The sequence below is a fragment of the Bacillus sp. FMQ74 genome (assembly GCF_001875785.1).
Lineage (GTDB): Bacteria > Bacillota > Bacilli > Bacillales > Bacillaceae > Bacillus > Bacillus stercoris.
The window spans coordinates 21,639-46,622 of the sequence record NZ_MOEO01000015.1; the positions used below are offsets into that span (position 1 = coordinate 21,639).

The window sequence follows — 24,984 nt, forward strand, 5'->3', positions numbered from 1 at the left end:
ACAGTTTTATAGTACTTTTATGTCATTTTCGTAAAATGTAATGAAATTACTTGACGTAAACAAGTTATGTATATATACTAGCTTACATTAAGTAAGTGATAACATTTATCAAGGAGGATCAAATGAATAAATCATTTGAAATTGGCACATTACTTTTAAGGATTATTACAGGTATTATCTTTTTTGTTCACGGTTTGTCTAAGTTTCAGGGAATGGAGGGCACCATCCAATTTTTCGGCAGCATAGGCCTTCCAAGCTTTATGGCGTATGTCATTGCAGCAATTGAACTCATTGGCGGAGTGCTTGTCTTCTTCGGATTGGCTACACGTATTGTCGGTGTACTATTCGCGTTTACACTGATCGGCGCCATCATCACAGTTAAGCTGAAAGCGCCATTCATGGGCAATGCAGAATTTGATTACCTTCTGCTTTTGACATCCATTCACCTGGCGCTTACGGGAAGCCGATTCCTGGCGCTGGACCCATTAGTGTTTAAAGGAAAAAAGAACGCAAACGTATCAGCATAAGAAAAGAGGCATACAGCATGACCAGCATTCATGAGGATACACACATTGGCTATGCCAAACTCACAATTCGAAGCCTGGAGCGTTCGCTTCAGTTCTACTGTAACGTCATCGGTTTTCAAGTCTTAAAAAAGACGGACCGCCAAGCTGAATTAACGGCTGACGGGAAACGCGTCCTGCTTATTCTTGAAGAAAATCCGAGCGCTGTCGTCTTGCCTGAACGGTCTGTGACAGGCCTTTATCACTTTGCGATTCTTCTTCCAGATAGGAAGGAACTTGGGATCGCGCTCGCCCGCCTGATTGAACACGGCATTGCTATCGGGCATGGGGACCATGCTGTCAGCGAAGCGCTCTACCTGTCTGATCCCGATGGCAACGGCATTGAAATGTACGCTGACCGTCCCCGCAGCACGTGGCAGCGTGACCGGGAAGGGAACTACGTCATGACGACAACCGCTGTTGATATTGAGGGCCTTTTGGAAGAGGCAGGAGATGAGCGGAAAACAGCGCTTCCCAACGATACAATCATCGGACACATTCATCTGCATGTCAGTGGTTTGAAAGAAGCAAAGGCGTTTTATACAGATGTACTGGGCTTTGACATTGTCGGGAACTATGCGGGCATGTCCGCCCTCTTCGTTTCAGCCGGGGGGTACCACCATCATATCGGCTTAAACATTTGGGCGGGAAGAAATGCGCCGCCTAAACCGACAAATGCCAGCGGACTAGACTATTACACTGTTGTCCTGCCCCACCAAGAGGAGCTGGATTTAGTGGCAAACCGAGTCAAACATGCCGGATATTCGATTGAAGAGTCTGAAAACAGCTTCCGCGTGAAAGATCCTGTTTCCGGGGCCCATATTCTATTTGTAATTTGACTGCAATCCCCTTGCCGAAAAAACGGCAGGGGGATTTTTTATTTTTGTCCGCCTTGTTATGATGAGAGAACCACCAACTTGTTAGGAGGCGTTTACATGGAACTCGATCACCTTGTGACAGGCAAAATCGCTTTAAATCAGTATGTGCATCGCTTAGAGCAAAAGGATGTTTCATTTTACGTCCATTATTGGGGAGCAATGACGAACCACTATAACACACTGCTTCATAAGCATTCCTTTTATGAAATTTGTTACGTGGTAAGAGGTGAAGGATATTACCTTGAAGGCGATCGTACATACCCGCTTCGGGAACAGACGATTTTTTTGTCAAAGCCGGATCATTTGCACCAAATCAAAAGTGAAACAGGACTGTTCATTTTTTATGTCGCTTTTGAGCTGAGTGAGGATCAATCAAGCGCTGAATGGATCAAAGTGATGGAAGAAGTGAAACAAAGCCCCCTTGTCACAGTGCAAATAAAAGATGGCGAACCTCTGGGCATTCTTTGGAAAACGTTAATGCTGCAAGCAGCTCAGCCAGTCAATGCTTTTGACAAAGAGATCTTATCCCAATTGTCGCACGCATTGATCCTGTCATTAATCCAAACCTTTCTCCCGTCCGCCCGCCGCCCGAAAAACAAGCTGCTCATTCAAAGCTCATCTGCTTTGCTGACGGAGGTCAAACTGCACATTAAAGACAATCTGTCACAGCCGTTAAAGCTGACGGATGTCGCCGGTCATTTTCATATCTCAGGTAGGCACTTATCACGTTTATTTGCAGCAGAACTGGGTGTCAGCTACTCCCAGTTTGTCCAAAATGAAAAAATCAATAAAGCCGCCGCGCTGCTGAAGTCAACGAATCTATCGATAAAGGAAATAGCAGAAGAAATAGGATTCTCTGTACATTATTTTACACGCGTATTTTCTGCCAAAATCGGCAGCTCTCCAGGGCTTTTCCGTTCCCTTTATAAAGACTCAAAAGTGACCGCATTTCAAATCAATAAGCCTTTTCAAGAAATCGAACAGGCCGAGCCGCACGAATAAGATGTCCTGAAATGACAAAATAATGTCTCCATATGATAAAGACGCGAGAAATCTCGTTGTCTTATAATTTTTTAAGTAAGCGGTTTCTGTTTGAAAGCCGGCTTTTCTTAACATTTCTGTCCAATAGTACATGATCGAATTGACACCGGTAATTTGCTGTATGATGGCAGATTCCGATCCTAATGAATAGACTGCGCCTGATCTACAGCTCTTGAAAATCTTTAAAAATATGTGCCTGAGACGAAAGGGCGGTCACTTGAACAGCTTTAGCATTCATTTCGCCAATATGGCCGGCAAGTTGATCAGGACATGCCGAATCAATCGACTCACTTATCGTAATCTGCAAATATGAGGAGGAATCTATCAATGAAGCTATCTTATGTAACAGACAGCCTAGGGCATTTGCCTTTTGAAGACATGCTCGATTTTGCCGCAAAGCTTGGGATCGATACACTTGAAATGACAACTGGGGGCTGGTCGACGGCACCTCACTTAAATCTTGATGAACTGCTGCAAAGCAGTGAAAAAAGAAAAGAATTTTCACAAGCGCTGGAAAAGCGGAACATGACACTTTGCGCATTAAACTGCTCGGGGAACCCTTTAGATCCGGGTGAATTGGGCAAATCGCACAGAGACATAACTGACAAAACAATGGAGCTGGCTGGATTATTAGGCGTCAAAAAAGTGATCATGATGAGCGGTTTGCCAGCCGGCGGCCCAGACGACAAAGTGCCGAACTGGATCACATACACAGTAAGCTGGCCTCCCGTTTTAAAAGATATCCTCAACTATCAATGGGAAGACGTTGCGATTCCATATTGGAAGAAGCTTGTCAAAAAAGCGGAAGCCAGCGGCGTTGAAAAAATTGCGCTTGAAAATTTCAGCTCTCAATTAGTCTATAATCCTGAGACTCTCTTTCGGCTCAGAAACGCGGTCGGTCCGATGATCGGTTTGAATCTGGACCCGAGCCATTTATTATGGATGGGCGCAGACCCGATCATTGCGGCAAGGGAGCTTGGAGAAGCCATTCACCATGTTCACGGAAAAGATGTCAGAATTGAAAGATATTTAGCTGCGGTGAACGGGCTGTTAGAAACAAAAGAAGTGACAGAGCCTGCAAACCGGTCATGGAATTACGTAGCTGTCGGCTGCGGGCAGGATTTACAGTGGTGGAAGGAATTTTTTTCAGTCGTAAAAATGATGGGGTATGACGGAGAGGTTTCCTTAGAAATGGAGGACCTGACGATGTCACCGGAAGCGGGCATCCGAACATCGGTAGAAGCTTTAAAACAAACCATCAGCCAATAGGAGGTTTTCATGATGCTAAATGGAGAAAGAATTATCTCCAAGCCGCTGCGCTGGGCAATGGTAGGCGGCGGACGGCTTAGCCAGGTTGGGTATAAACATCGTACTGGAGCGCTGAGAGACAATACCGCTTTTCAACTAACCGCAGGCGCCTTTGATATTGATGCCGAAAGAGGAAAAGACTTCGGAATGAACCTTGGAGTAGATGCTGAACGCTGTTACCCCGACTTTCAAACCATGTTTGCCGAGGAAGCGAAAAAAGCGGATGGCATAGAGGTTGTATCGATTGCCACGCCGAACGGCACTCATTATGAGATCTGTAAGGCGGCGCTTGAAGCAGACCTGCATGTCATCTGTGAAAAACCGCTGTTCTTCACGTCAGAAGAGGGCTATGAAATCAAAGCGCTTGCAGAGAAAAAAGGAAAAATCGTCGGCGTGACGTACGGTTTTTCCGGCAATCAAATGCTCCTTCAAATGCGTGCGATGATTGAGCAAGGGAAGATCGGTGATATTCGCGTGGTTGACTTGCAGTACACACACGGTTTTTGTGCAACAGATGAAGGTGAAAGGATAAGCGCTGCACAGAAATGGCGTGTCGACCCTGCGATGGCCGGGCCAAGCTTTGTACTGGGCGATTTATCTACCCACACGTATTATATGTCGCAGCTCATTATGCCGGAGATGAAAATCAAAGAACTGCTGTGTGACCGCCAAAGCTTCGTCGGCAGCCGCGCGCCGCTAGAGGATAACGCCCATGTGCTGATGCATTATGAAAATGGAGCGGTCGGAACGATGTGGATATCATCAATCAATGCCGGATGTATGGATGGCCATAGAATCCGGATTGTCGGCTCAAAAGCAAGCATTGAGTGGTGGGACAGCATGCCAAATGAACTGACGTATGAAGTGCAGGGAGAGCCGAGCCAGACACTCGTTCGCGGTATGCCGTATTTAGATGATGTTTGCAGCGCCGATGAACGACTGGGCGCCTTACACAGCGAAGGGCTGTCCGAAGCATGGGCCAATATTTATCTTAAATTTGCCATTGCGATAGACGCCAAAAACCGTGAAGATGAAGAAATTTTGAACAACTTGGTGTATCCTGACATTGATGCAGGGATCGAGGGCATTCGCTGGATTGAGAACTGCGTGCGCTCGGCAAACCAAGGGTCAGTTTGGGTTGAATTTAAATAAATGAGGGGATGCACCGCATATGACATAAAGTTCATATGCGGTTTTTATTTTCCAGAAACTCCTGTCAAAAATGCCCTGAGGCAGGTATGATAAGAAAGGAATTGGGTATCGGGAGTGATGGGCGTGAAGGTTCTTTTATTTACTAGGATTTTTACTTTAATGGTAAGCTGTTCGGTTTATTTTTTCCTTGTGAAGGACGACAGCTGGTTTGAGTATTTGTTCATCGCTGGCGGTGCAAGTATATTCTTAGCAAATCATCTCTTATTAAGAGTCGAGAAATATGCGATTATTTTTTGTCTGATTGATATTGCAGTTGGCTTTTCGTTCGGTTTCATGTTTCCGGGTACAGGTTTATATATTACTTTGCTCAGCCCGGTTGCAGTTACCTTTTTTCTGAAGGGGTTTGACCGAAAAACTGTATGGTCCGTTCTTTGTTTTTGTTTTATGATGTGGCTGATTGTTCTATTACGCACATATCATATGCTTGGCGGTGAATACGTTATGGATCATTGCATCAGCATGACATTCGTTGTCTTCTGCGGTGTTGTCGGCAAATTAATCCGCAAGCTGACGGAGGCGCAGGATACGGCAAAACAGCAGTTTCAGGAACTGACGGAGTCCCATCTGGCGCTGTCTGCCGCACATCAGGAGCTCCATTTATATGCGAAGCAGGTTGAAGAGCTGACTGCCATTCATGAGCGGAACAGAATGGCAAGGGAAATCCATGATACAGTAGGACACAAAATGACGGCGCTCCTCGTCCAGCTGCAGCTTTTGCGTGAATGGCAAAAAAGAGACAGCCAAAAAACGGAAGAGACAGTCGGGGTATGTGAAACGCTTGCCCGTGAAGCGCTTGATGATGTCCGCTTATCAGTGCGCACCCTGCAAACGGAAAACGATCCTTCATTAATCGAAACGCTGAAACAGCTGACAAAAGATTTTTACAAAAACGCGGGAGTCACAACCGAATTTGCGGTCAGCGGCGATCCTGCGATGATCCCGCTGTCTCTTCATCCGACTCTGATCAGAACGGTGCAGGAAGCGCTGACCAATGCCAAACGGCACGGCGGCGCCACAGCCTGTTCGATACAGCTTGCCTGCACAACAGACAGCATAAGCCTTGTCATTAAGGATGACGGCAAAGGAAATCCCGAGGCAACACTTGGTTTTGGTCTCTTGAATATGAAAAAGCGGGCATCGGAACATGGCGGAATGATCCGTTTTGAAAGCGAACGGGATCAAGGATTTACTGTAATTGCAGAATTTTCACTTGCCAATAAAAAATGGAGCTTCGGGCCCGCGCAGCAAAAGGAGAATTTATCATGATTAAGATCATCATTACTGACGATCAGGATATCGTCAGAGAAGGATTGGCATCCCTGCTTCAGCTCAGAGAAGAGCTTGATGTGATCGCAACAGCGCGAAACGGGCAGGAAGCCTTCGAAAAGGCGAAAGAACTTGAGCCGGATATTGTGTTAATGGACATCCGTATGCCGGTCTCCAACGGAGTTGAAGGGACAAAATTGATCACAAGCTCATTACCTGGCGTAAAGGTTTTAATGCTGACGACCTTCAAGGATTCAGAGCTGATTGCTGAAGCGCTTGAAGAAGGAGCGAGCGGATACCTATTGAAGGATATGTCGGCAGATACGATTGTAAAAGCGGTCATGACTGTTCAATCTGGCGGAATGGTGCTTCCTCCAGAACTAACTGCTCAAATGCTGAATGAATGGAAGCGTGAAAAACAGCTGAAAGGAATAAACGAGAAAGAAAAACCTAAGGAGCTGTTTGATCTGACCGAGCGCGAAATGGAAGTTCTGGCTCAGCTGGGGTACGGGCTGAACAACAAAGAAATTGCCGAAAAGCTATTCATTACAGAAGGCACAGTGAAAAATCACGTTTCTAACATTATCAGCAAACTGTCTGTCAGAGACAGAACCCAAGCCGCCATCTATTCAGTCAGATATGGTGTTTCTGACTTTTGACATATGACGTTCAGCATACGCATTTCTCTGAAAAGGCCTTTTACAGGCCTTTTTTTCATGCCTTACATTCTATCCGGCGCTACATGCCGCACGCCTTTCTTTTTTCTACAATGACAATGGGATTAAAAAAGGAGTGAAGCGACGTGCTGCAAGCAGAAAACATCAAAAAGGCATATGGAAAAAAAACAATTGTGAAAGGCATTTCATTTTCCCTCCAAAAGGGGGAGTCATTCGGGCTGCTCGGGCCAAACGGTGCGGGAAAATCCACAACCATCTCGATGATTTCCGGCCTTGTGCCGCATGACAGCGGGAACATCACGGTGGGCGGCTATGTCATTGGAAAAGAAACAGCCAAAGCGAAACATAAAATCGGCGTTGTCCCGCAGGAAATTGCATTATATCCGACGCTGACGGCTCATGAGAATCTTATGTTTTGGGGGAAAATGTACGGACTTACGCACGGTGAGGCCAAAAAAAGATCGGCAGAGGTCCTTGAATATGTCGGTCTGACTGAGCGGGCTAAAGATAAGATTGAAACGTTCTCCGGGGGGATGAAACGAAGAATCAACATCGGTGCGGCTTTAATGCATAAGCCTGAGCTGCTGATTATGGATGAACCGACTGTCGGTATTGACCCTCAGTCAAGAAATCACATTCTAGAAACGGTGAAACAGCTCAACGAATCGGGCATGACGGTGATCTATACGAGTCATTACATGGAAGAGGTTGAGTTTTTATGCGATCGGATCGGAATTATTGATCAGGGGGAAATGATTGCGATCGGTACAAAAACTGATTTGTGCAGCCGTCTTGGAGGCGATACCATCATTCAGCTCACGGTCAGCGGGATCAATGAAGCGTTTCTTTTGGCGATCCGTTCCCTGGCTCATGTGAATGATGTAACAGTACATGAATCAGAGCTCAAAATTGACATTGCTGCGGCTCATCATGAGAAAGTCGTCACCAGCCTGCTTGCTGAAGCCGCTGCTCATCATATAAACCTGCTGTCCCTTCAGGTGCAGGAACCGAATCTGGAGCGCCTGTTTCTGAATCTGACCGGCCGCACCTTGCGGGATTAAGGGGGGACGGCTATGAAAAAAAGCATATGGATCGCATGGAAAGATGTCAAAATCAGAATCACAGACAGAAAAGGGTTTATGACGCTGATCCTAATGCCGCTGATCCTAACCTGTATTTTAGGAGCGGCGCTCGGATCAGTTGTTGACGGAGGCAGCGGGATTGATGAGATCAAAGTCGGCTACGTCCAACCAGATCAGTCAGATGCAGCGAACATGTTTACGAAAGATGTGCTCAAAAAAATAAAGTCGGTAAAGGCCACAAAAGCCATCAGCGAAGACAAGATGAAGAAACTGCTTGATGAACAGAAAATCGATGTAGGCATTGTCATTCCGAAACATTGGGAATCCGGCAAAACCTCAGCTGTTGTTTATGCCGCTCCTGACCAAACATTAAAAAGTTCCATCATCGAAACAGCTGCCAGCTCTTTTATAGACCAATATAAAGCGGTAACAGAAGCCGCATCAGTCTCAATGGACTACATCAGCAAAACCTCAGCTGTACAGCAAGGAAAACTTGACCCTGCACAGTTTGCAGAAAAGCTGACAAAGACGCTTAAAAGAGAAACGGGTGACAAGCTTACTATTGCGGAAAAATCTGTCGGCAGCAAAGCAGTTACCAGTTTTCAATACTACTCGGCGGCAATGCTTTGCATGTTTATGCTGTTTCATATGACAGTCGGGGCGAAATCATTTTTACAGGAAAAGGATACAGAGACGCTTGCCAGAATGCTGATGACGCCCGCGCAAAAATCCGTCATTCTCTTCGGAAAATGGCTTGGGACGTATCTGTTTGCCATCATACAATTTTTCATTTTTCTGATCGTCACAATTAATGTTTTTGGTGTGGACTGGGGCGGTAATCTGCTGTTTGTGAGTGTACTCGGGCTTTCTTACGCCGCTGCTGTATCCGGCATTTCAATGCTGCTTGCGTCGTGCATCAGCGATATGAAATCTGCAGATGCGATAGGCGGCTTCGGCATTCAATTGCTTGCGGTTCTTGGCGGGTCCATGCTGCCGCTGTACCAATTTCCGGACGTCTTGCAGTCTGTATCCAAAGCTGTGCCGAATCGCTGGGCGCTTGACGGCTTTCTTTCTTTAATGGAAGGGGGAGGCTGGGCTGACCTTCAAAAGCCTGTGCTTCTTTTTGCGGGGATTGGGCTTTGCTCACTTGTAATTGGTATCAGACGGCTTCATACAAGATAAGGAGGTACACCAGGGTGAAAAAAATCATAGCCATTTGCGGCATTGAGCTTTCTCTCATTTTTAAGAAGCCGCAGAACTATTTAATCATGTTTGCTGCCCCGCTTTTGCTTACCTTTGTCTTTGGGAGTATGCTCAGCGGAAACGATGATAAAGTGCGGCTTGCAATTGTTGATAAGGACGACACGATTCTCTCACAGCATTATATTCGGCAGCTGAAGACGCACGATAATATGTATACATTCGAAAACGAGTCTGAAAACAAAGCGTCAGAAAAGCTGAAACAAAAGAAAATTGTCGGGATCATCGTCATTTCCCGTTCGTTCCAGACACAGCTGGAAAAAGGCAAACATCCTGAGCTGATTTTCCGTCACGGCCCCGAGCTGTCGGAAGCGCCGATGGTCAAACAATATGCAGAAAGCACATTGGCAACGCTCAATATTCAGGTTACCGCGGCGAAAACGGCAGCTCAGACAGCGGGAGAGAGCTGGAAGGCGGCGTATAAAACCGTTTTCGCCAAAGAACATTCAAATTCAGCTCCGGCTGTAAAACGACAGACGCTCAGCGATAAAAAAGAGGGTGCAGAAGCGAGTGATACAGCTTCTAGAGCAGCAGGCTTTTCCATCCTGTTTGTCATGCTTACCATGATGGGAGCGGCTGGAACCATTTTAGAAGCAAGAAAAAACGGCGTCTGGTCCAGATTGCTTACAGCCTCTGTCAGCCGAGTGGAAATCGGTGCTGGGTATGTGCTGTCCTTCTTTGTCATTGGCTGGATTCAATTTGGCATATTGCTTCTCGCAACCCATTGGCTGTTTGGCATCAACTGGGGGAATCCGGCTGCGGTTATGGTGTTGGTGTCGCTTTTTCTGCTGACTGTTGTCGGCATAGGATTGATGATTGCGGCCAATGTCAGAACGCCAGAACAGCAGCTTGCGTTTGGCAACTTGTTCGTCATTGCAACGTGTATGGTGAGCGGGATGTATTGGCCGATCGACATTGAACCGAAATTTATGCAATCCATCGCTGAATTTCTTCCGCAAAAGTGGGCGATGAGCGGGCTGACGGAGATTATCGCTAACGGTGCCCGCGTCACAGATATTCTCGGGATCTGCGGCATCTTGCTTGCTTTTGCAGCAATCACTTTCGCAGTGGGGCTTAAGGCGCTCCGGGCCTAAAAAACATCTGCTTAACGGCAGATGTTTTTTTGCATGTAGGTAAACCCACGCATGACGTAAAGGCCGCTCCCGGTTAATCCTTATCGATCATAGCTAAAATCGATTTCAGCCAAGAAACGTAATTTTTCTCCCGCTCCAGCGCTTTCGTCAGCACAAGATAGTGGCCGAAGTCCGGTGAAGAAAATGACATTGGCTCTGCTGAAGCCATAAGCTTTTCATAGCTTCCCTGCAAGTCAGAAAGCTTGGCCTGGCGTTTTTGCAGCTGGTCTGTGAACAAATCAGAAGCCTCCTGCCGTGACAGACAAGAAATGAAGTAAGCCTTCAGCATAAATTCATCCTTCACCGTCTCGGGGATCGGCTGATGGCGGATCAGCCAGTCATGCAGCTCCTGCTTTCCGCTGTCTGTCAGGGTGTACATCTTTTTCTCCAGCTTTGTGCCTTGAATCGTTGTCCGGAACGTGATAAACCCTTCATCCGTCAGCTTTTTGAGCTCAGGATAAATCTGGCTGTGCTTGGCGCTCCAAAATTGGCCAAGCTCCTCTTTAAAATAACTCGTAATGTCGTATCCACTCAATTCGCCTTTTCGCAAAAGCCCTAATATGGCGTATTTTAATACTCTCATGCTATCCTCCGTGTCTATGGCTGTTTCGCAAAACAGATGAGCCGTTGCTCAACTGTGGTCTAACTGCCTATTCCCCTTATTATAGAAAAGGGAGGAAGGGAACACAACCGGGCCACTTTGGAAATGAAAATAAAAAGTATGTCAGAAGTACCCGATTCATCTCCAACGATGATATAAAAGAGATTTACAATTAATTTTCAGAAAAATATATTGTTTTTTTATGTATAATAGGAAATTGGTTGTATAAGCATTTTAAGGGGGAATCAACGTGAAAAAAGTACTTATCGCCTTGATGATGTGTTTATCTCTGACTCTATCTGTTTTAGCCGCTCCGCCGTCCAGCGCAAAAGCAGAGTCAGTACATAATCCTGTCGTTCTTGTTCATGGAATAAGCGGGGCATCATACAACTTTTTCGCTATTAAAAACTACTTAATGTCTCAAGGCTGGCAAAGCAACAAACTGTACGCAATTGATTTTTATGATAAAACAGGAAACAACCTGAATAACAGCCCGCAGCTTGCTTCATACGTTGACCGTGTTTTAAAAGAGACGGGGGCAAAAAAAGTAGATATTGTGGCTCATAGTATGGGAGGCGCCAATACGCTGTACTATATTAAATATTTAGGCGGGGGCAATAAGATTCAAAATGTCGTAACGCTTGGAGGGGCTAATGGTTTAGTGTCTTCAACGGCACTGCCGGGTACAGATCCTAACCAAAAGATCCTCTATACATCTATTTACAGTCTAAATGATGAAATTGTAATCAATAGCTTGTCTCGGTTACAAGGAGCGAGAAACATCCAGCTTTATGGCATCGGCCATATTGGCTTGCTCTCTAATAGCCAAGTGAACGGCTATATTAAAGAAGGGCTGAATGGCGGAGGCCTTAATACAAATTAATATCTCCATAAAACAACCTGCTGTCTCCGTTTCAGCGGGTTTTTTCGTCTGGGAAAGCCATAGGGTCTTATGACCTTAGTCTATCATGCATACGTCAATATATGACATCAGGCACTTTTTCAAATAGAACAGACATGTTAAGGTACAACCATCGATTTCTATTAAATTGAAATAAAAGGAGCGCTGTTATGCAAATTAAAGAAATTTTTATGATCCGCTGCATTTCGTGCTTAAGTGTCGTCCTGCTCCATATCATTTCAATGGTCCTGATGCTTCAGGCAGAAGCTCTTGCAGATATTTCTCACACTGTTGATTCTTTCCGTACTCTCCTGATGTTCAGCACGCCCGCTTTTATTTTCATCTCTGAATTTTTACTTGCCCGTTCTTATCCTGACGGGGTGCCGGACGGTTTTTTAAAGAAGCGGGGAAAAGTGATTTTTGTTCCTTTTTTATTTATCGCGGCCATTGATGCCCTGCTGATGACCAGTGCGATGGGGGGAGAGATAACCTTTCTCGCGTTTGTGCAAAAGTACCTGGCGAACGTATTCTTAGGAAACTTTATCGGATATTTCATTCTCGTCATCTTTCAATTTTACATTCTGCATATGATGTTTCATCAGTATTTGAAAAAAGCATCGCCGAGATGGGTGCTGTCTATCTCATTTGTGGTGACAGCCGCTTATTTAAGCTATTTCTCCGCAGTCAGCCCGGCTCCTGCTTCTGAAGAGGGCGGGTCATTTCCGTTTTTCTGGGTTCCGTTCGCAGGCTGGCTTTTCTACTTTTGTCTAGCCTACTATTGCGGAAAAGAGTACAAGCGTTTCTTAGCGCTGCTGAACCAATACCGCTGGGTCGTATACGGTTGCGCAATTGCTTCTGGTGCGCTGGTTGTCACTGTTTCTTATGTCGGCAAAATCGGCATGATCAGTTCGAAGCGGCCTGATATCATGCTGTATTCAACAAGCATGATTTTCCTGTGCTTTCACTTGTTTTCTAAAATGAAGCATGTGCCGAAAATCATGATGTTTATCAGCAACTATTCCTTTTCGATTTATCTGCTCCATGCCTATTTTATGATTATAGGCTACGTGTTGCTTTTGAATATGCCCGAAATTCCCGCCGTACCGGCTGTTCTCCTGTTGTTTGCCGTGTGCACAGCCGGCCCGATTCTGACCTCATGGGCGCTGAATAAGTTCAAATACGGGTATTTATTTGTGGGGAAGGTTTATCAGCCAAAACAGAAGAAGGGAATAGTCGAAGTGCGTGATCACGCAGGGTAAAAAAACAAGCGGCAGGGGGGCTCCTGCCGCTTGTTGTATGTGTTTTTCATGTAGAACTGTTTTAAATCATACAGCGTACACAATCTTTTTCTTGTAAAATAAAGGAGAAGAGTGAAAAGAAGGGGGAACATGCATGACAACAGACAACTTAAGCTATCCAATAGGAGAATACAAGCCGAGGGAATCCATATCGAAGGAGCAAAGAGATGAATGGATTCAAGCCCTTGAAAAAGTGCCTGCCCAACTGAAGCAAGCCGTAGAAGGCATGACGGACAGCCAGCTTGACACACCGTACCGGGACGGTGGATGGACCGTTCGGCAAGTGGTTCATCATCTGGCTGACAGTCATATGAACAGCTATATTCGTTTTAAATTGAGCTTGACAGAAGAGACACCGGCTATCCGTCCGTATGATGAAAAAGCATGGTCGGAGTTAAAAGACTCGAAAACGGCAGATCCGAGCGGTTCACTCGCCCTTTTGCAGGAGCTTCACGGAAGATGGACGGCTCTGCTCCGCACTCTGACGGATCAGCAATTTAAGCGCGGGTTTTATCACCCTGATACAAAGGAGGTCATTACCCTGGAGAACGCGCTCGGCCTGTATGTCTGGCACTCACATCACCATATCGCTCATATTACAGAGCTTTCCAAACGGATGGGGTGGTCTTAACGCTTTTGCCGGCGGAAAGCCGGAATACTGATAGCGGCAATCACCAGCAGTGAGATCACAGCAGCCGCTGCATATAAATGGTCATAGCCGCTGGCGACACTCGCATGAATGGCGTCGCTTATCGCGGCTTTGACTTCAGGAACGGGAATGCGTTCAACTTGTTCTTGTAGAGTAGAAACATCAGAACTGTCGATCTCCGGAATCATCTGCATCGCCTTTTCTGAATGTCCGCTGTCCGATAAGCGGCTGCTGATCTCATCACCTATTTGGTCAAACCCGGCTGTGATAAAACCTGCGTAAAGAGTAGGCGCCAAGGTCAGTCCAATTTGTCTTACTAATGAAAGTGTGCCAAGCGCTGTGCCTTTATTTGTTTTAGCCGCTTCTGACACAAGGACGTTCAGCGGAGCGCCTAACAGAAACCCAAAACCGATCCCAGCCACCACACTTGCGATCACAAACTCCCATTTTTCCGTCACCCAGAGCGGAAATAAAGCAAACCCCGCCCATGAAATGATTCCCGAAAGAATAACGGTTTTTACAGGACCTTTTTTGTCGGTAAGCGCTCCGCCAAGCCAAGCGCCGATTCCGGAAGCCAACGCAAGCGGCGTCATCCAATAGCCTGCTTTTGCGGCAGGGACTCCTAAATACTGCTCGACATATGACGGAATAAAAATGACTGCCGCCAAGAGTCCCCCGGATAACAAACCGATGATAAGCGTGCGCTGAAACATAGGGTTTCGCAGCAGAGAATACGCCAAAATGGGATCGCCTCCGCGTATTTCAACTCTCTTTTCATATGTGATAAGAGCTGCAAAACAAAGAAAGCCAAAAATAATACATCCATAAACCCCCGGATTTCCCAAGCTGTTTAAGAGATTTGCCCCGTCAAGATTCGTCATGCCGTACATCACGGCTAAAATCGACAGGGACAGAAGGAAGATACCGGCCGCATCGAGACGCTTAGCCTCAGGCGCTTTTGTTTCCGCGATAAAACATGCGCCGAAAACAACCAATAGCACGGCAATCGGCAAATTAATCAAAAACAGCCAATGCCAAGACCCGGTCCAATCAAGCAGAAAGCTTCCGATATTTGGACCGAGCACAGCGGCCATCCCGTTCATTGCGCCAAGCAGCCCAAGCGCCTTTCCCTGTTTTTCCTTTGGAAGGGTAGCGAGAATGTGCGAGCTGCCGATGATGAAAATCCCCCCGCCGCCAAGCGCCTGAATCAGCCGCGATATCAGAAAAATAGGGAAGCTTTGGCTCAAAGCAACAAGCAAAGAACCAAGTCCGAACAGGCAAACCTCAATGAGAAAGAGTTTTTTTCTGCCGTAGCGGTCGGAAAGCTTTCCGACGATTGGCACACTGACGCTAAGACCGAGCGTATAAAGGGTAATGCCCCATGATCCCCAGGAAGGGGAAACGGAAAACGACTCGTTTATCGTTGTTAAAGCAGCTGAAATAATTCCGTTATCCAGCGCAGCCATAAACACACCAATCGTAAACAGGCTGATCGCCCACTTTTGGCTTTTCTGCTCTGTTAATGCTTCAGACATATTCATCAACCCCTTTTTAATTCACTCAAAATATATTATTCATTTCAAATGAACTAAATGTCAAATAAAAAAAGCCTGCTCCCGCAGTTTGCGGATGACAGACTTACAGATTTATTCTTTTTTCGCTTTCTCTAATGCTCTTGAAAGGATAGACAGCCCTTCGGAAACAGCCTGCTTTTCTTCAGGGGACAGCAGCTCTAATGAACGCTTCAATTTCAGGTGGCCTTTTTCATACAAACCCCGGAAAATATTTTTCGCATTCTCTGTCAACTGAACAACCACTGAGCGGCGGTCCTCTTCAGAATGTGAGCGTTTGACAAATCCTGATTTTTCAAGCCGGTCAAGCAGCCCGGTTGTATTGGACAGGGAAGCCCCCATTTTTTCAGCAATGTCACTCACTTTCAGTGTTCCATGGTTGTTCAATAGCATCAGCACTTTCATTTGCGGCATGCTCATATCCAGCTTCATCCATTCGGACACATCACCGAGCCCGGCGGAAGTTAAGACTTTCATATAGAGCACCCATATTTCCCGCTCCTCCGATGAAAGAATGTTTTCGTTTAGTACCGTTGTATCGTGTAAATTATATTCCATTTCATCACTTCCTCATCATTCACTCCTCTTATCATATTACTCGATTTCTACTCCTGAAAGAAAGTGAGCAGAAACTGCATGCGGGACTTTGTCCGAGAAATAACGGTAGTGTATAATGAGTTGGAGATTATTGGGGGAGAGGATCGAACTAGAATATGATTGGAGAGACCATTGCTGATTAAAAAGAATGCTTTATCAATATTAAAAATCGTTTTTCCTATTGCTGTTTTGCTATTTGTTATCTATCAATCGAAAAAAGAACTGACAAATCTGTCATTCAAACGTACGCTCATGGTCATCAACGGGCTGGAACGAACGGACTTATTCATGCTTGTGTTGATCGGCTTGCTGGCTGTTGCGGCCATGTCGCTGTATGATTACGTCCTGAAACACTCACTGCGCCTATCGATCACAAACGGAAAAGTATTCAGGGTTTCCTGGATCGCCAATTCATTTAATAATGTGCTGGGATTCGGTGGTTTAGCCGGAGTCGGGTTAAGAATGATGTTCTATAAGGAGCATACGAAAGACCATAAGGCTCTCGTGAAAGGAATCGCCTGGCTCACGTCATCTATGCTGCTCGGATTATCTGTTTTCAGCATTTTCGTCGCTGCACGAGTGCTGCCAGTGGATGAAGTGATTCATGAAAAGCCTTGGCTGTGGGCGGTCGTTATCGGTTTTGCGCTGATTTTACCGCTATCCTTGGCAGTGTCCAAAATAAACGACCGCAAAGCTGGGGACGAAGAGAATGCGGATAAAGTGAAAAATCCGATTTTCGCATATATTGGAGCTTCAGTTGTTGAATGGCTCATGGCCGGGATCGTCATCTATTTTGCTTTGTTCGCTATGGGCATTCATGCTGATATCAGGTATGTGTTCGGAGTGTTCGTCATTGCAGCGATCGGCGGGATGATCAGCCTCGTGCCGGGCGGCTTTGGCTCGTTTGACCTTTTGTTTTTGCTGGGGATGGAGCAGCTTGGCTATCATCAGGAGGCCATCGTTACTTCTATTGTGTTGTACAGACTCGCCTATTCATTTATCCCATTCATTTTGGGACTATTCTTTGCTGCAGGCGATCTGACGGAAAATACAATGAAACGGCTCGAAACGAACCCGCGCATCGCACCGGCAATTGAGACGACAAACGTTCTGCTTGTTGTTCAGCGTGCGGTATTAGTGAGAATTTTGCAAGGCTCGCTTTCGCTTATTGTGTTCGTAGCAGGCCTGATTATCCTGGCCTCAGTTTCCTTGCCGATTGACAGGCTGACGGTTATACCGCACATTCCGCGCCCGGCTCTTTTGCTGTTTAACGGTCTGTCTTTAAGCTCAGCGCTCATTCTGCTGATATTGCCGATCGAGCTTTATAAACGGACAAAACGCTCCTATACGATGGCCATTACAGCGCTTGTCGGCGGGTTTGTGTTCAGCTTTTTAAAAGGACTTAACATCAGTGCGATATTCATACTGCCGATGATTATCGTATTGCTTGTGCTATTGAAAAAACAATTTATCCGCGAACAGGCATCTTATACACTTGGACAATTGATTTTCGCTGTAGCGCTGTTTACTGTGGCACTCTTTAACTACAATCTGATTGCGGGCTTTATTTGGGACCGGATGAAGAAGGTGCTGCGTCATGAATATTTCGTCCACAGCACCTCTCATATTACACATGCAACCATCATGGCGATCATCATTGTGCCGCTGTTCTTCTTTATATTTACAGTGGTCTATCATAAGAGAACGCGACCGATCGGAGAGAAAGCTGACCCTGAGCGTCTTGCTGCGTTTCTCAATGAAAAAGGCGGCAACGCGCTGAGCCATCTCGGCTTTCTTGGAGATAAGCGGTTTTATTTTTCAAGTGACGGGAATGCACTGCTTCTGTTTGGGAAAATCGCCAGAAGGCTGGTCGTGCTCGGCGACCCGTCTGGCCAAAGAGAATCATTCCCGCTCGTGCTGGAAGAGTTTCTGAACGAAGCGCATCAGAAGGGATTTAGTGTTTTGTTCTATCAAATTGAACGAGAGGACATGGCGCTGTATCACGATTTTGGCTACAACTTCTTTAAATTGGGCGAGGAAGCATATGTAGATTTAAATACGTTTACCCTGACTGGGAAGAAAAAAGCCGGCCTTCGCGCAATCAATAACCGCTTTGAGCGGGAGGAGTATACTTTCCATGTGGACCATCCCCCATTTTCTGATGCGTTTCTGGAGGAGCTGAAACAAATCTCAGACGAATGGCTAGGTTCGAAAAAAGAGAAGGGATTCTCGCTCGGATTTTTTGATCCTGCCTATTTACAGAAAGCGCCGATCGCCTATATGAAAAATGCAGAGGGAGAGATCGTTGCATTCGCAAATGTCATGCCGATGTACCAGGAAGGAGAGATATCGGTTGATCTGATGCGCTATCGCGGCGACGCTCCAAATGGCATTATGGACGCATTGTTCATCCGTATGTTTTTATGGGCAAAGGAAGAGGGCTGCACGTCATTTAATATGGGAATGGCACCCTTGGCCAATGTCGGCACTGCCTTTACATCCTTCTGGTCAGAAAGGTTTGCCGCTGTCATTTTTAATAATGTCAGATACATGTACAGCTTCAGCGGCCTAAGGGCCTTCAAAGAAAAATACAAACCGGAGTGGCGCGGGAAATACCTGGCGTATCGGAAAAACAGATCTCTTTCTGTCACCATGTTCCTCGTTACACGTCTGATTGGCAAAAGCAAAAAAGACTCCGTCTAACAAGACGGAGTCTTTTTTATTTCGTTTTTAAGAAGTAGGTTTCAATATCATCAAGCAGATAGTTTGCGGCTTTAATTCCGCCTGCGGTTGTCCATACGACGTCATCGACTTCATGTGCGTTACCAGACTTCACGGCCTTTAGGTTTTTCCATAGTGAACTGCTTGTCCACTGATTGGCCCATTTTTCATTTTCCTTTGCATTATCGGCTTTATATGTGAAATAAAACAGCACATCGGCATCCATATCAGGAATGGACTCTTTACTGTCTGTTGAGAACGTAAATTGGTCCTTTTGTTTCTTGAACAGTTCTACTTGTTTTTCAGGGCGTTTGAAGCCAAGCTGGTCTAAAATAATTCCTGAGAATGAATCAGTATAATAGATTCTTGATTCACCGGATAAAAAGCGTACGACAGAAACTGTTTTGTTGGTCTGGCCGCCAAGCTTTTCTTTCAAATCGGCCACGCGTTTATCAAAATCGGCAATGACTTTCTTGCCTTTATCCACCTTGTTCACCGCGTTGGCATATAAAGTCAGGTTATCCTTCCAATTCCCGGCCAAGGATTCAGCAAAAACGGTCGGCGCAATCGCACTTAGCTGATCATATATTTTTTCCTGGCGCACTTTGTTTCCAATAATCAAATCAGGCTTTAATTCTGCGATGGCTTCCACATTCGGTTCCGTTTCAAGGCCGACGTTTTGAACACCTTTCATGTCATCTTCCAGATAGTCATACCACGGGTCGCCCTTCCATGACTTAACGGCGCCAACCGGTTTGATGCCAAGCGCTAAGAGTGCCTCTGTGCCTTCATTTGTTAAAACAACAATCCGTTTTGGGTTTGCGGGAATGTTGTCTGATGTCCCCATTGCATGTTTAACCGATCTGGTTTTGCTGTTTGACTCCTCGTTGTTGCTTGAACTTTCTGAACTATTACAGGCAGAAAGTACGACAAGGGTCATTAAAAATACGAATAGCATGCTGATATGCTTTTTCATCTTTTTCCTCCCGATATTGAAATTCATTATCATTTAGATCATAATAAGCAGTGTTGGGGGTGTCAATCCCTAATTGAGGATTATTCTCAAAAACAAACAATACATAGTAAATAACTGGGAGAATGAGATCATGATCTGCAAAAAGGCATCTTCAAAATGGATTATGTTATTATGTCTGATTTTCATTTTACTGGCAGCTGTCTGCGCAAGTGTTGTGTACGGCTATACAGGTACGTCATGGGGACAGGTCTATCAAGCGTTTCATTCCTTCAACGGAACAAATGAGCATGTCATCATCAAGGACGTCAGGCTTCCGCGTGCTTTGGTTGCCACAGTCGTCGGCGCCTCGCTTGCAGCCGCGGGCGCTCTCATGCAGGCGCTCACAAAAAATCCGCTTGCGTCACCGGGAATTTTCGGAATTAACGCCGGTGCCGGCTTTTTTATTGTTGCCGGATCGTTTTTTCTGCATATTCAATCACCTCAGGCACTAGTATGGAGCTCGTTTCTCGGGGCAGCATTTACCGCTGTGATCGTCTATGCAGCAGGCTCGCTTGGGAGGGAAGGGCTGACACCAATCAAATTGACGCTGGCGGGTGCTGCCATGGCAGCCATGTTTTCTTCTCTGACGCAAGGCTTGCTGTCTGTCAATGAACTTGAGCTTGCCCAGGTGCTTTTTTGGCTGACTGGCTCTGTGCAGGGCAGGAGTCTGGATCTGCTGATGACGATGTTTCCATATGCAGCGGCAGCGCTGGTAATCTGCTTTTTTCTCGGCCAAAAAATTAATCTCCTCGTGATGGGAGAAGATGTGGCAAAAGGACTCGGCCAAAAAACGGGCCTGCTGAAATTCGTGATGGCGCTTTGTGTTGTCTTGCTAGCAGGATCTGCTGTCGCCATTGCCGGGCCGATTTCCTTTATCGGCATCATTATTCCGCATTTTGCCCGATTCGTCGTCGGTAATGATTATCGCTGGGTTCTGCCGTTTTCCGCTGTTTTGGGTGCCATTTTGCTTGTTTCCGCGGACATCGGTGCGCGATATATCATTATGCCTCAGGAAGTTCCTGTCGGGGTCATGACCGCCATCATCGGAATGCCTGTGTTTGTGTACATCGCAAGAAGGGGGGCGAAGCTATGAAACTTCGTTTTGGCGTTACTGCGGCTGAAAAGAAAGGATGGATCGTCTTTTTGGTTTTACTGGGATTAACAGCTGCTGTCCTCATGATAAGCGCCGGTCTTGGACAAAGGTTTATTCCTCCCTGGGATGTAGCAAAAACATTCTTTGGTGCAGGTTCCAAGCTGGATGAACTGATGATCATGTCGTTTCGCATGCCAAGAATTTTGACGGCTTTATGCGCCGGCGTCTGTTTGGCGGCGGCAGGCGCAATATTGCAGGGGCTCGTCAGAAACCCTCTCGCATCTCCGGATATTATCGGAATAACGGGAGGAGCGGCGGTAGCTGTCGTACTTTTAATGATGTTCTTCTCAGACCGCAGCAGTTCACTGACGATCAGTCTGTCATGGCTTCCAGCGGCCGCATTTATCGGCGCCTCGGCTGTCGGGCTCATCGTCTATTTACTGGCATATAAAAATGGTGCCTCCACATTTCGGCTGGTGCTTATCGGAATCGGATTTTCTATGTCGGCGCAGGCGATGACTACCCTGCTGATGATCAAAGGTCCGATTTACCGGGCATCACAAGCCAATGTATATATTACTGGGTCAGTTTATGGGTCAAACTGGCAGCATGTAAAAATAGCTATTATCTTATCTGTCATTCTCTTATTTATTTGTTTTGTCGCGCTAAAAAATATGAATATACAGGTGCTGGGTGAAGATATTGCGGCGGGTGCAGGAAGCGCTGTGCAGCGAAATCGTTTTTTCTTGCTCCTTTTGAGTACGGCTCTTACAGGTTGTGCAGTTTCAGTTGCCGGCACAATCGGTTTTGTCGGGCTGATGGCGCCCCATATTGCAAGACGGCTTGTCGGCTCATCTTATGGCGCGCTGCTCCCAGCGTCGGCACTTATTGGAGCTCTGCTCGTTTTAACAGCTGATATCGTCGGCAGAACCTTATTTGCTCCGGTGGAAGTGCCGGCCGGCGTCTTTACAGCGGCTATCGGCGCCCCTTATTTTATTTATTTGCTCTATAAAACAAGAAACTCTTGATCGTTAAACCCATTTTCTTAAAAAAGAAAATGGGTTTTTTGATAATGACTGAAGATTCGTAATTATTTTTGCTATACTGACAGAGACATTGATAAAGAAAGGGCGGCAGATGAATGAAAGAAGCAGAGGTATTAAAATATGAAGCATTTACAAGCAGTCCCGGCAAAGGAAACCCCGCAGGCGTCGTATTGCAGGGAGACGATTTTACTGAAAACGAGATGCAGATCATTGCCGAGCGCGCCGGGTATTCAGAAACCTCCTTTATCCGAAAAAGCGAGTCGGCCGATCTTGAACTCCGTTACTTTACTCCTGGACATGAAATGAATTTGTGCGGCCATGCTACAGTTGCTTCTCTTTACGCATTATGTGAGAAAGGAATGCTGGGGAGCGGTAAAACGTACAGCATCCAAACGAAGGCCGGTATCCTGCCTGTGAAGATTTCTGAAAAAGATGGCCGCATTCATATTACGCTTGAACAGGCCTCCCCGCAATTCAAACCATTTACAGGCGATCGGGAAAAACTTGCGGACGCACTGGGAATCACCGAAGAAGATTTTCATAAAGACCTTCCGATTGTGTTTGGCAGCACTGGCATATGGACAGCCATCGTACCGCTTAAATCATTAGAGGCCTCCAAAAAGATGGTGCCAGATAACAAACAATTTCCGGAAGTGTTAGTTGATCTGCCAAAAGCTTCAGTCCATCCGTTTACCTTTGAAACCGTTCATCCCGACAGCGACCTGCACGGACGCCACTTTTCATCCCCGTATTCGGGAACAATTGAAGACCCAGTGACCGGCACAGCATCTGGCGTGATGGGGGCTTATATGAAATATTATGGAAATACCGAGCAGCATAAATTTATCATTGAACAAGGGCAGGAAATCGGAAAGGATGGAAAAGTCGAAATCGAAATGAACGAAGCGGGCGGCCATGTGAAAGTGAATATGACAGGAACGGCCGTTTACTCAGAAACCCGTATTCTTAAAATCTAATACGGATGATGGTTTACAACAAGATGCACTTTCCGTTATTATTATGAAATGATAATCATTTTCAATTACTTAGGAAGGTGAGACGGTATGCCTCAAACCGAACAAATACATCAGCACTCAGAACTGCGGGACATCATACGCAGCAGAAGATCAATTCGAAAGTTTAAACAAGATCCAGTACCTGCTGAAGTCATTCTTGACATGCTTGAAACGGCAAAATATGCGCCAAATCACAGAGTGACAGAGCCATGGAGATTTATTTACGTTTCCAGTGAGACAGGTAAAGCGAACCTCATCAATACATTTGCAGCGTTCTCTAAGAAATCCAAGCCGGATATGACAGAGGAAAAGCTTCAAAATTTCAAAAACACACTTGGGCGCGTTCCGGGTTTTCTGCTCGTCGTGTTTCAGGAAGATGAAAACGAAAGAGCGCGAGACGACGATTTTGCGGCAACAAGCTCATTGATTCAAAACCTTCAGCTTCTTGCTTGGGAAAAAGGCATCGGCATGGTTTGGAAAAGCGGAAAAATCCTATACGACAAAGAAGTCCATCAGGCCTTTGGTTTACAGGATAATGAACGATTCGCCGCCATCATACAAACGGGTTATCCTGACGAGTCGCCGGAAGTGAAAAAACGCACACCAATCCGTGAACGGTTCACTGAACTGTAAAAAACCCCTTGTCTCAAACGGAGACAAGGGTTTTTTATTAACGAGATTTCTTTTTCGCTCTGTTGTCGGCTGCTTTCGCACGCTCTTGCGCTTCGCGGTCATTTGCATCAGCAAGCTCGGTTGAATATTCTTCGTAAACGCCATCAGTTTCCCTTTTTAATGCATCGGGAACTTGTGGAAGCTTTTGTTTGTTTTTATCACGGTTTTTGTGGATATGATTTCTGCCCATATCAAATTCCCCCTAAAAAGTGATATCAAACAAAGATAGTATTTGGTTTTAAGGGGCTATGTATTCCTACTTCCGCTTAGCAGCTTTTTCCGCTTTTTTAAATTCGCCTGAATAAAGAACTTCCTGCATTTTTTTCAGGTTGGCGCCTTGCTGGTGCTTCTCCCTCTTTTTTTCCATAAAAAGGACCTCCTTCAACCATGTTATACTTAAGGTTGACGCTTCCTGCTGTTTTTATACAGTTTTTCGGTCCGTTATCAGCTGTAAGAGTGCGAAAGCAAGATCCGAATATGTAAAACGAAATCCAAAGGTGACCGCTTTTTTAGGAAGAGCGCGCTGTCCTTTTACAATCAAAAGACTCATTTCACCCAATGCTTTTGATAAAAAGAATTCTGGGACGGGGAGCCAGTGCGGGCGGTGCTTCACCCGTGCAATCGTTTTGCCGAATTGTTTCATTTCCACAGGATTGGGCGCGGTGACATTCATTGGGCCAGAGATGCGGGCGTTTTCCACAGCATATCGGATCATCTGGGCCGCGTCTTCGACATGAATCCATGACAGCCACTGTCTGCCGGTTCCGATCGTTCCGCCGGCCAGTAACTTATAGGGGAGAACCATAAGCGGTAGAGCGCCTTTTTCTCCAAGCATCACGCCAAATCTCGCATAAACCGTCCTGATGCCCATCGCCTCAATACTCTGTCCTTCCTTTTCCCATAGGTGTGCAGTATGGCTGAGAAAATCCTCATCTGACGTTACAGAATCCTCTGTGAAAGTTTTCTCAAGGCTTGTGCCGTAAATACCCACAGCACTGGCTTGGATCAATGTCTTCGGCTTCTCCTTCTGTTTACGAATAAGCCGCTGCACTTCACGCGTCGCATTGATACGGCTGGAGAGAATGTGCTGCTTCGATTTTTCTGTCCAGCGGCCAAAAATCGATTTTCCCGCAAGATTTATCCATACATCAATATGAGGAAGTTCCTGCTCCGGGGCGGCTCCTTCCGTCAGCCATTGGACATATGTCATATTTTTTTGTTCAGTTTCCCGTGCGTTTCTTGATAAAATATAAACATGGTGTCCCTGGCGGGTAAGAACGCCTGTCAGATGCTGGCCGAGAAAACCGGTTCCGCCCGTCATTGCGATATTCATGAACATCTCTCCTCATCGTTCTAATAAATATACTTTACCTCATTTTAATAA

25 protein-coding genes and 1 pseudogene are annotated in these 24,984 nt (G+C 46.0%); 18 read left to right on the top strand and 8 right to left on the bottom strand.

The genetic code is table 11. The features are described 5' to 3' along the window. The first annotated feature begins 122 nt into the window (after positions 1 to 122). From catD to BLL41_RS19945, 3 genes are all read left to right on the top strand, one after another. Positions 123 to 527 carry a DoxX family oxidoreductase CatD gene (catD, locus tag BLL41_RS19935; RefSeq protein WP_071579182.1) on the top strand — a complete coding sequence of 135 codons (405 nt, stop codon included), beginning with the start codon at positions 123 to 125 and terminating at the stop codon, positions 525 to 527. A gap of 17 nt (positions 528 to 544) precedes the next feature. Further along, complete coding sequence (gene catE / locus BLL41_RS19940; RefSeq protein ID WP_071579183.1) at positions 545 to 1,402, top strand: catechol 2,3-dioxygenase; 858 nt, start codon at positions 545 to 547, stop codon at positions 1,400 to 1,402. 96 nt (positions 1,403 to 1,498) lie between these two features. Next, positions 1,499 to 2,443, top strand: coding sequence for an AraC family transcriptional regulator (locus BLL41_RS19945; protein WP_071579184.1), 945 nt, complete (start codon positions 1,499 to 1,501; stop codon positions 2,441 to 2,443). A gap of 66 nt (positions 2,444 to 2,509) precedes the next feature. On the opposite strand, the pseudogene BLL41_RS23175 reads toward BLL41_RS19945, so the two are convergent. Continuing rightward, positions 2,510 to 2,669 (bottom strand): annotated as a pseudogene (locus BLL41_RS23175) (MFS transporter); the annotation flags it as partial. Between the two features lie 140 nt (positions 2,670 to 2,809). Between BLL41_RS23175 and BLL41_RS19950 the strand changes: the two are divergent. The 7 genes from BLL41_RS19950 (at position 2,810) to lnrN (ending at position 10,381) form a co-directional block, all read left to right on the top strand. Continuing rightward, positions 2,810 to 3,751 carry a sugar phosphate isomerase/epimerase family protein gene (locus BLL41_RS19950; protein WP_071579185.1) on the top strand — a complete coding sequence of 314 codons (942 nt, stop codon included), beginning with the start codon at positions 2,810 to 2,812 and terminating at the stop codon, positions 3,749 to 3,751. A gap of 9 nt (positions 3,752 to 3,760) precedes the next feature. Continuing rightward, positions 3,761 to 4,942 (top strand): Gfo/Idh/MocA family protein, encoded by a 1,182-nt coding sequence (locus tag BLL41_RS19955; protein ID WP_083428086.1) that lies wholly within the window; start codon positions 3,761 to 3,763, stop codon positions 4,940 to 4,942. Positions 4,943 to 5,065: 123 nt separating this feature from the next. Further along, positions 5,066 to 6,268, top strand: a complete 1,203-nt coding sequence (locus BLL41_RS19960; RefSeq protein WP_083428087.1) for a sensor histidine kinase — start codon at positions 5,066 to 5,068, stop codon at positions 6,266 to 6,268. Beyond that, complete coding sequence (gene lnrK, locus BLL41_RS19965; protein WP_071579188.1) at positions 6,265 to 6,927, top strand: two-component system response regulator LnrK; 663 nt, start codon at positions 6,265 to 6,267, stop codon at positions 6,925 to 6,927. Before BLL41_RS19960 ends, lnrK begins: the two co-directional genes overlap by 4 nt. A 143-nt stretch (positions 6,928 to 7,070) precedes the next feature. Continuing rightward, positions 7,071 to 8,006, top strand: coding sequence for a linearmycin resistance ATP-binding protein LnrL (lnrL, locus tag BLL41_RS19970; protein WP_071579189.1), 936 nt, complete (start codon positions 7,071 to 7,073; stop codon positions 8,004 to 8,006). A gap of 12 nt (positions 8,007 to 8,018) precedes the next feature. Beyond that, the gene (lnrM, locus tag BLL41_RS19975; protein ID WP_071579190.1) at positions 8,019 to 9,209 is read left to right on the top strand and encodes a linearmycin resistance permease LnrM; all 1,191 of its coding nucleotides are present in this window, start codon (positions 8,019 to 8,021) and stop codon (positions 9,207 to 9,209) included. Positions 9,210 to 9,223: 14 nt separating this feature from the next. Beyond that, positions 9,224 to 10,381: a linearmycin resistance permease LnrN gene (lnrN, locus tag BLL41_RS19980; protein WP_071579191.1), complete on the top strand. Its 1,158-nt coding sequence runs from the start codon at positions 9,224 to 9,226 to the stop codon at positions 10,379 to 10,381. A 73-nt stretch (positions 10,382 to 10,454) separates the two neighbouring features. Here the strand turns inward: lnrN and padR are convergent, their stop codons facing one another. Next, complete coding sequence (gene padR / locus BLL41_RS19985; protein ID WP_071579192.1) at positions 10,455 to 11,003, bottom strand: transcriptional regulator PadR; 549 nt, start codon at positions 11,001 to 11,003, stop codon at positions 10,455 to 10,457. Between the two features lie 268 nt (positions 11,004 to 11,271). Between padR and estB the strand changes: the two genes are divergently transcribed. The 3 genes from estB (at position 11,272) to bstA (ending at position 13,851) form a co-directional block, all read left to right on the top strand. Next, on the top strand, positions 11,272 to 11,904 hold the full coding sequence (gene estB, locus BLL41_RS19990) for an esterase EstB (protein ID WP_071579193.1): 633 nt from the start codon (positions 11,272 to 11,274) through the stop codon (positions 11,902 to 11,904). A 188-nt stretch (positions 11,905 to 12,092) separates the two neighbouring features. Further along, positions 12,093 to 13,181: an acyltransferase family protein gene (locus BLL41_RS19995; RefSeq protein WP_071579194.1), complete on the top strand. Its 1,089-nt coding sequence runs from the start codon at positions 12,093 to 12,095 to the stop codon at positions 13,179 to 13,181. Positions 13,182 to 13,314: 133 nt separating this feature from the next. Next, positions 13,315 to 13,851: a bacillithiol transferase BstA gene (gene bstA, locus BLL41_RS20000; RefSeq protein WP_071579195.1), complete on the top strand. Its 537-nt coding sequence runs from the start codon at positions 13,315 to 13,317 to the stop codon at positions 13,849 to 13,851. Here bstA and BLL41_RS20005 read toward each other — a convergent pair. Beyond that, positions 13,848 to 15,404 (bottom strand): MFS transporter, encoded by a 1,557-nt coding sequence (locus BLL41_RS20005; RefSeq protein WP_071579196.1) that lies wholly within the window; start codon positions 15,402 to 15,404, stop codon positions 13,848 to 13,850. The genes bstA and BLL41_RS20005 overlap by 4 nt on opposite strands. Before the next feature lie 111 nt (positions 15,405 to 15,515). Next, positions 15,516 to 15,998: a MarR family transcriptional regulator gene (locus BLL41_RS20010; RefSeq protein WP_014663255.1), complete on the bottom strand. Its 483-nt coding sequence runs from the start codon at positions 15,996 to 15,998 to the stop codon at positions 15,516 to 15,518. Positions 15,999 to 16,169: 171 nt separating this feature from the next. Between BLL41_RS20010 and mprF the strand changes: the two genes are divergently transcribed. Continuing rightward, positions 16,170 to 18,740 (top strand): bifunctional lysylphosphatidylglycerol flippase/synthetase MprF, encoded by a 2,571-nt coding sequence (mprF, locus tag BLL41_RS20015; RefSeq protein WP_071579197.1) that lies wholly within the window; start codon positions 16,170 to 16,172, stop codon positions 18,738 to 18,740. A gap of 16 nt (positions 18,741 to 18,756) precedes the next feature. Here mprF and BLL41_RS20020 read toward each other — a convergent pair whose 3' ends face one another. Then, complete coding sequence (locus tag BLL41_RS20020; RefSeq protein WP_071579198.1) at positions 18,757 to 19,734, bottom strand: ABC transporter substrate-binding protein; 978 nt, start codon at positions 19,732 to 19,734, stop codon at positions 18,757 to 18,759. Between the two features lie 130 nt (positions 19,735 to 19,864). On the opposite strand from BLL41_RS20020, the gene BLL41_RS20025 reads away from it, so the two are divergent. The 4 genes from BLL41_RS20025 to BLL41_RS20040 all read left to right on the top strand — a co-directional run bounded on the left by BLL41_RS20025 (position 19,865) and on the right by BLL41_RS20040 (position 23,561). Next, positions 19,865 to 20,866 carry a FecCD family ABC transporter permease gene (locus BLL41_RS20025; RefSeq protein WP_071579199.1) on the top strand — a complete coding sequence of 334 codons (1,002 nt, stop codon included), beginning with the start codon at positions 19,865 to 19,867 and terminating at the stop codon, positions 20,864 to 20,866. Further along, positions 20,863 to 21,894, top strand: coding sequence for a FecCD family ABC transporter permease (locus BLL41_RS20030; RefSeq protein ID WP_071579200.1), 1,032 nt, complete (start codon positions 20,863 to 20,865; stop codon positions 21,892 to 21,894). Before BLL41_RS20025 ends, BLL41_RS20030 begins: the two co-directional genes overlap by 4 nt. A 113-nt stretch (positions 21,895 to 22,007) precedes the next feature. Next, a complete protein-coding gene (locus tag BLL41_RS20035) occupies positions 22,008 to 22,889 on the top strand; it encodes a PhzF family phenazine biosynthesis isomerase (protein WP_071579201.1) in 882 nt (293 codons plus the stop codon). Between the two features lie 87 nt (positions 22,890 to 22,976). Then, a complete protein-coding gene (locus BLL41_RS20040; RefSeq protein ID WP_071579202.1) occupies positions 22,977 to 23,561 on the top strand; it encodes a nitroreductase family protein in 585 nt (194 codons plus the stop codon). Between the two features lie 37 nt (positions 23,562 to 23,598). Here the strand turns inward: BLL41_RS20040 and BLL41_RS20045 are convergent, their stop codons facing one another. The 3 genes from BLL41_RS20045 to BLL41_RS20055 form a co-directional block, all read right to left on the bottom strand. Beyond that, positions 23,599 to 23,790 (bottom strand): YfhD family protein, encoded by a 192-nt coding sequence (locus tag BLL41_RS20045; RefSeq protein ID WP_071579203.1) that lies wholly within the window; start codon positions 23,788 to 23,790, stop codon positions 23,599 to 23,601. 66 nt (positions 23,791 to 23,856) lie between these two features. Beyond that, on the bottom strand, positions 23,857 to 23,967 hold the full coding sequence (locus BLL41_RS20050) for a YfhE family protein (RefSeq protein ID WP_003223230.1): 111 nt from the start codon (positions 23,965 to 23,967) through the stop codon (positions 23,857 to 23,859). Positions 23,968 to 24,021: 54 nt separating this feature from the next. Continuing rightward, positions 24,022 to 24,933, bottom strand: a complete 912-nt coding sequence (locus BLL41_RS20055; RefSeq protein WP_071579204.1) for a TIGR01777 family oxidoreductase — start codon at positions 24,931 to 24,933, stop codon at positions 24,022 to 24,024. Between the last annotated feature and the right edge of the window lie 51 nt (positions 24,934 to 24,984).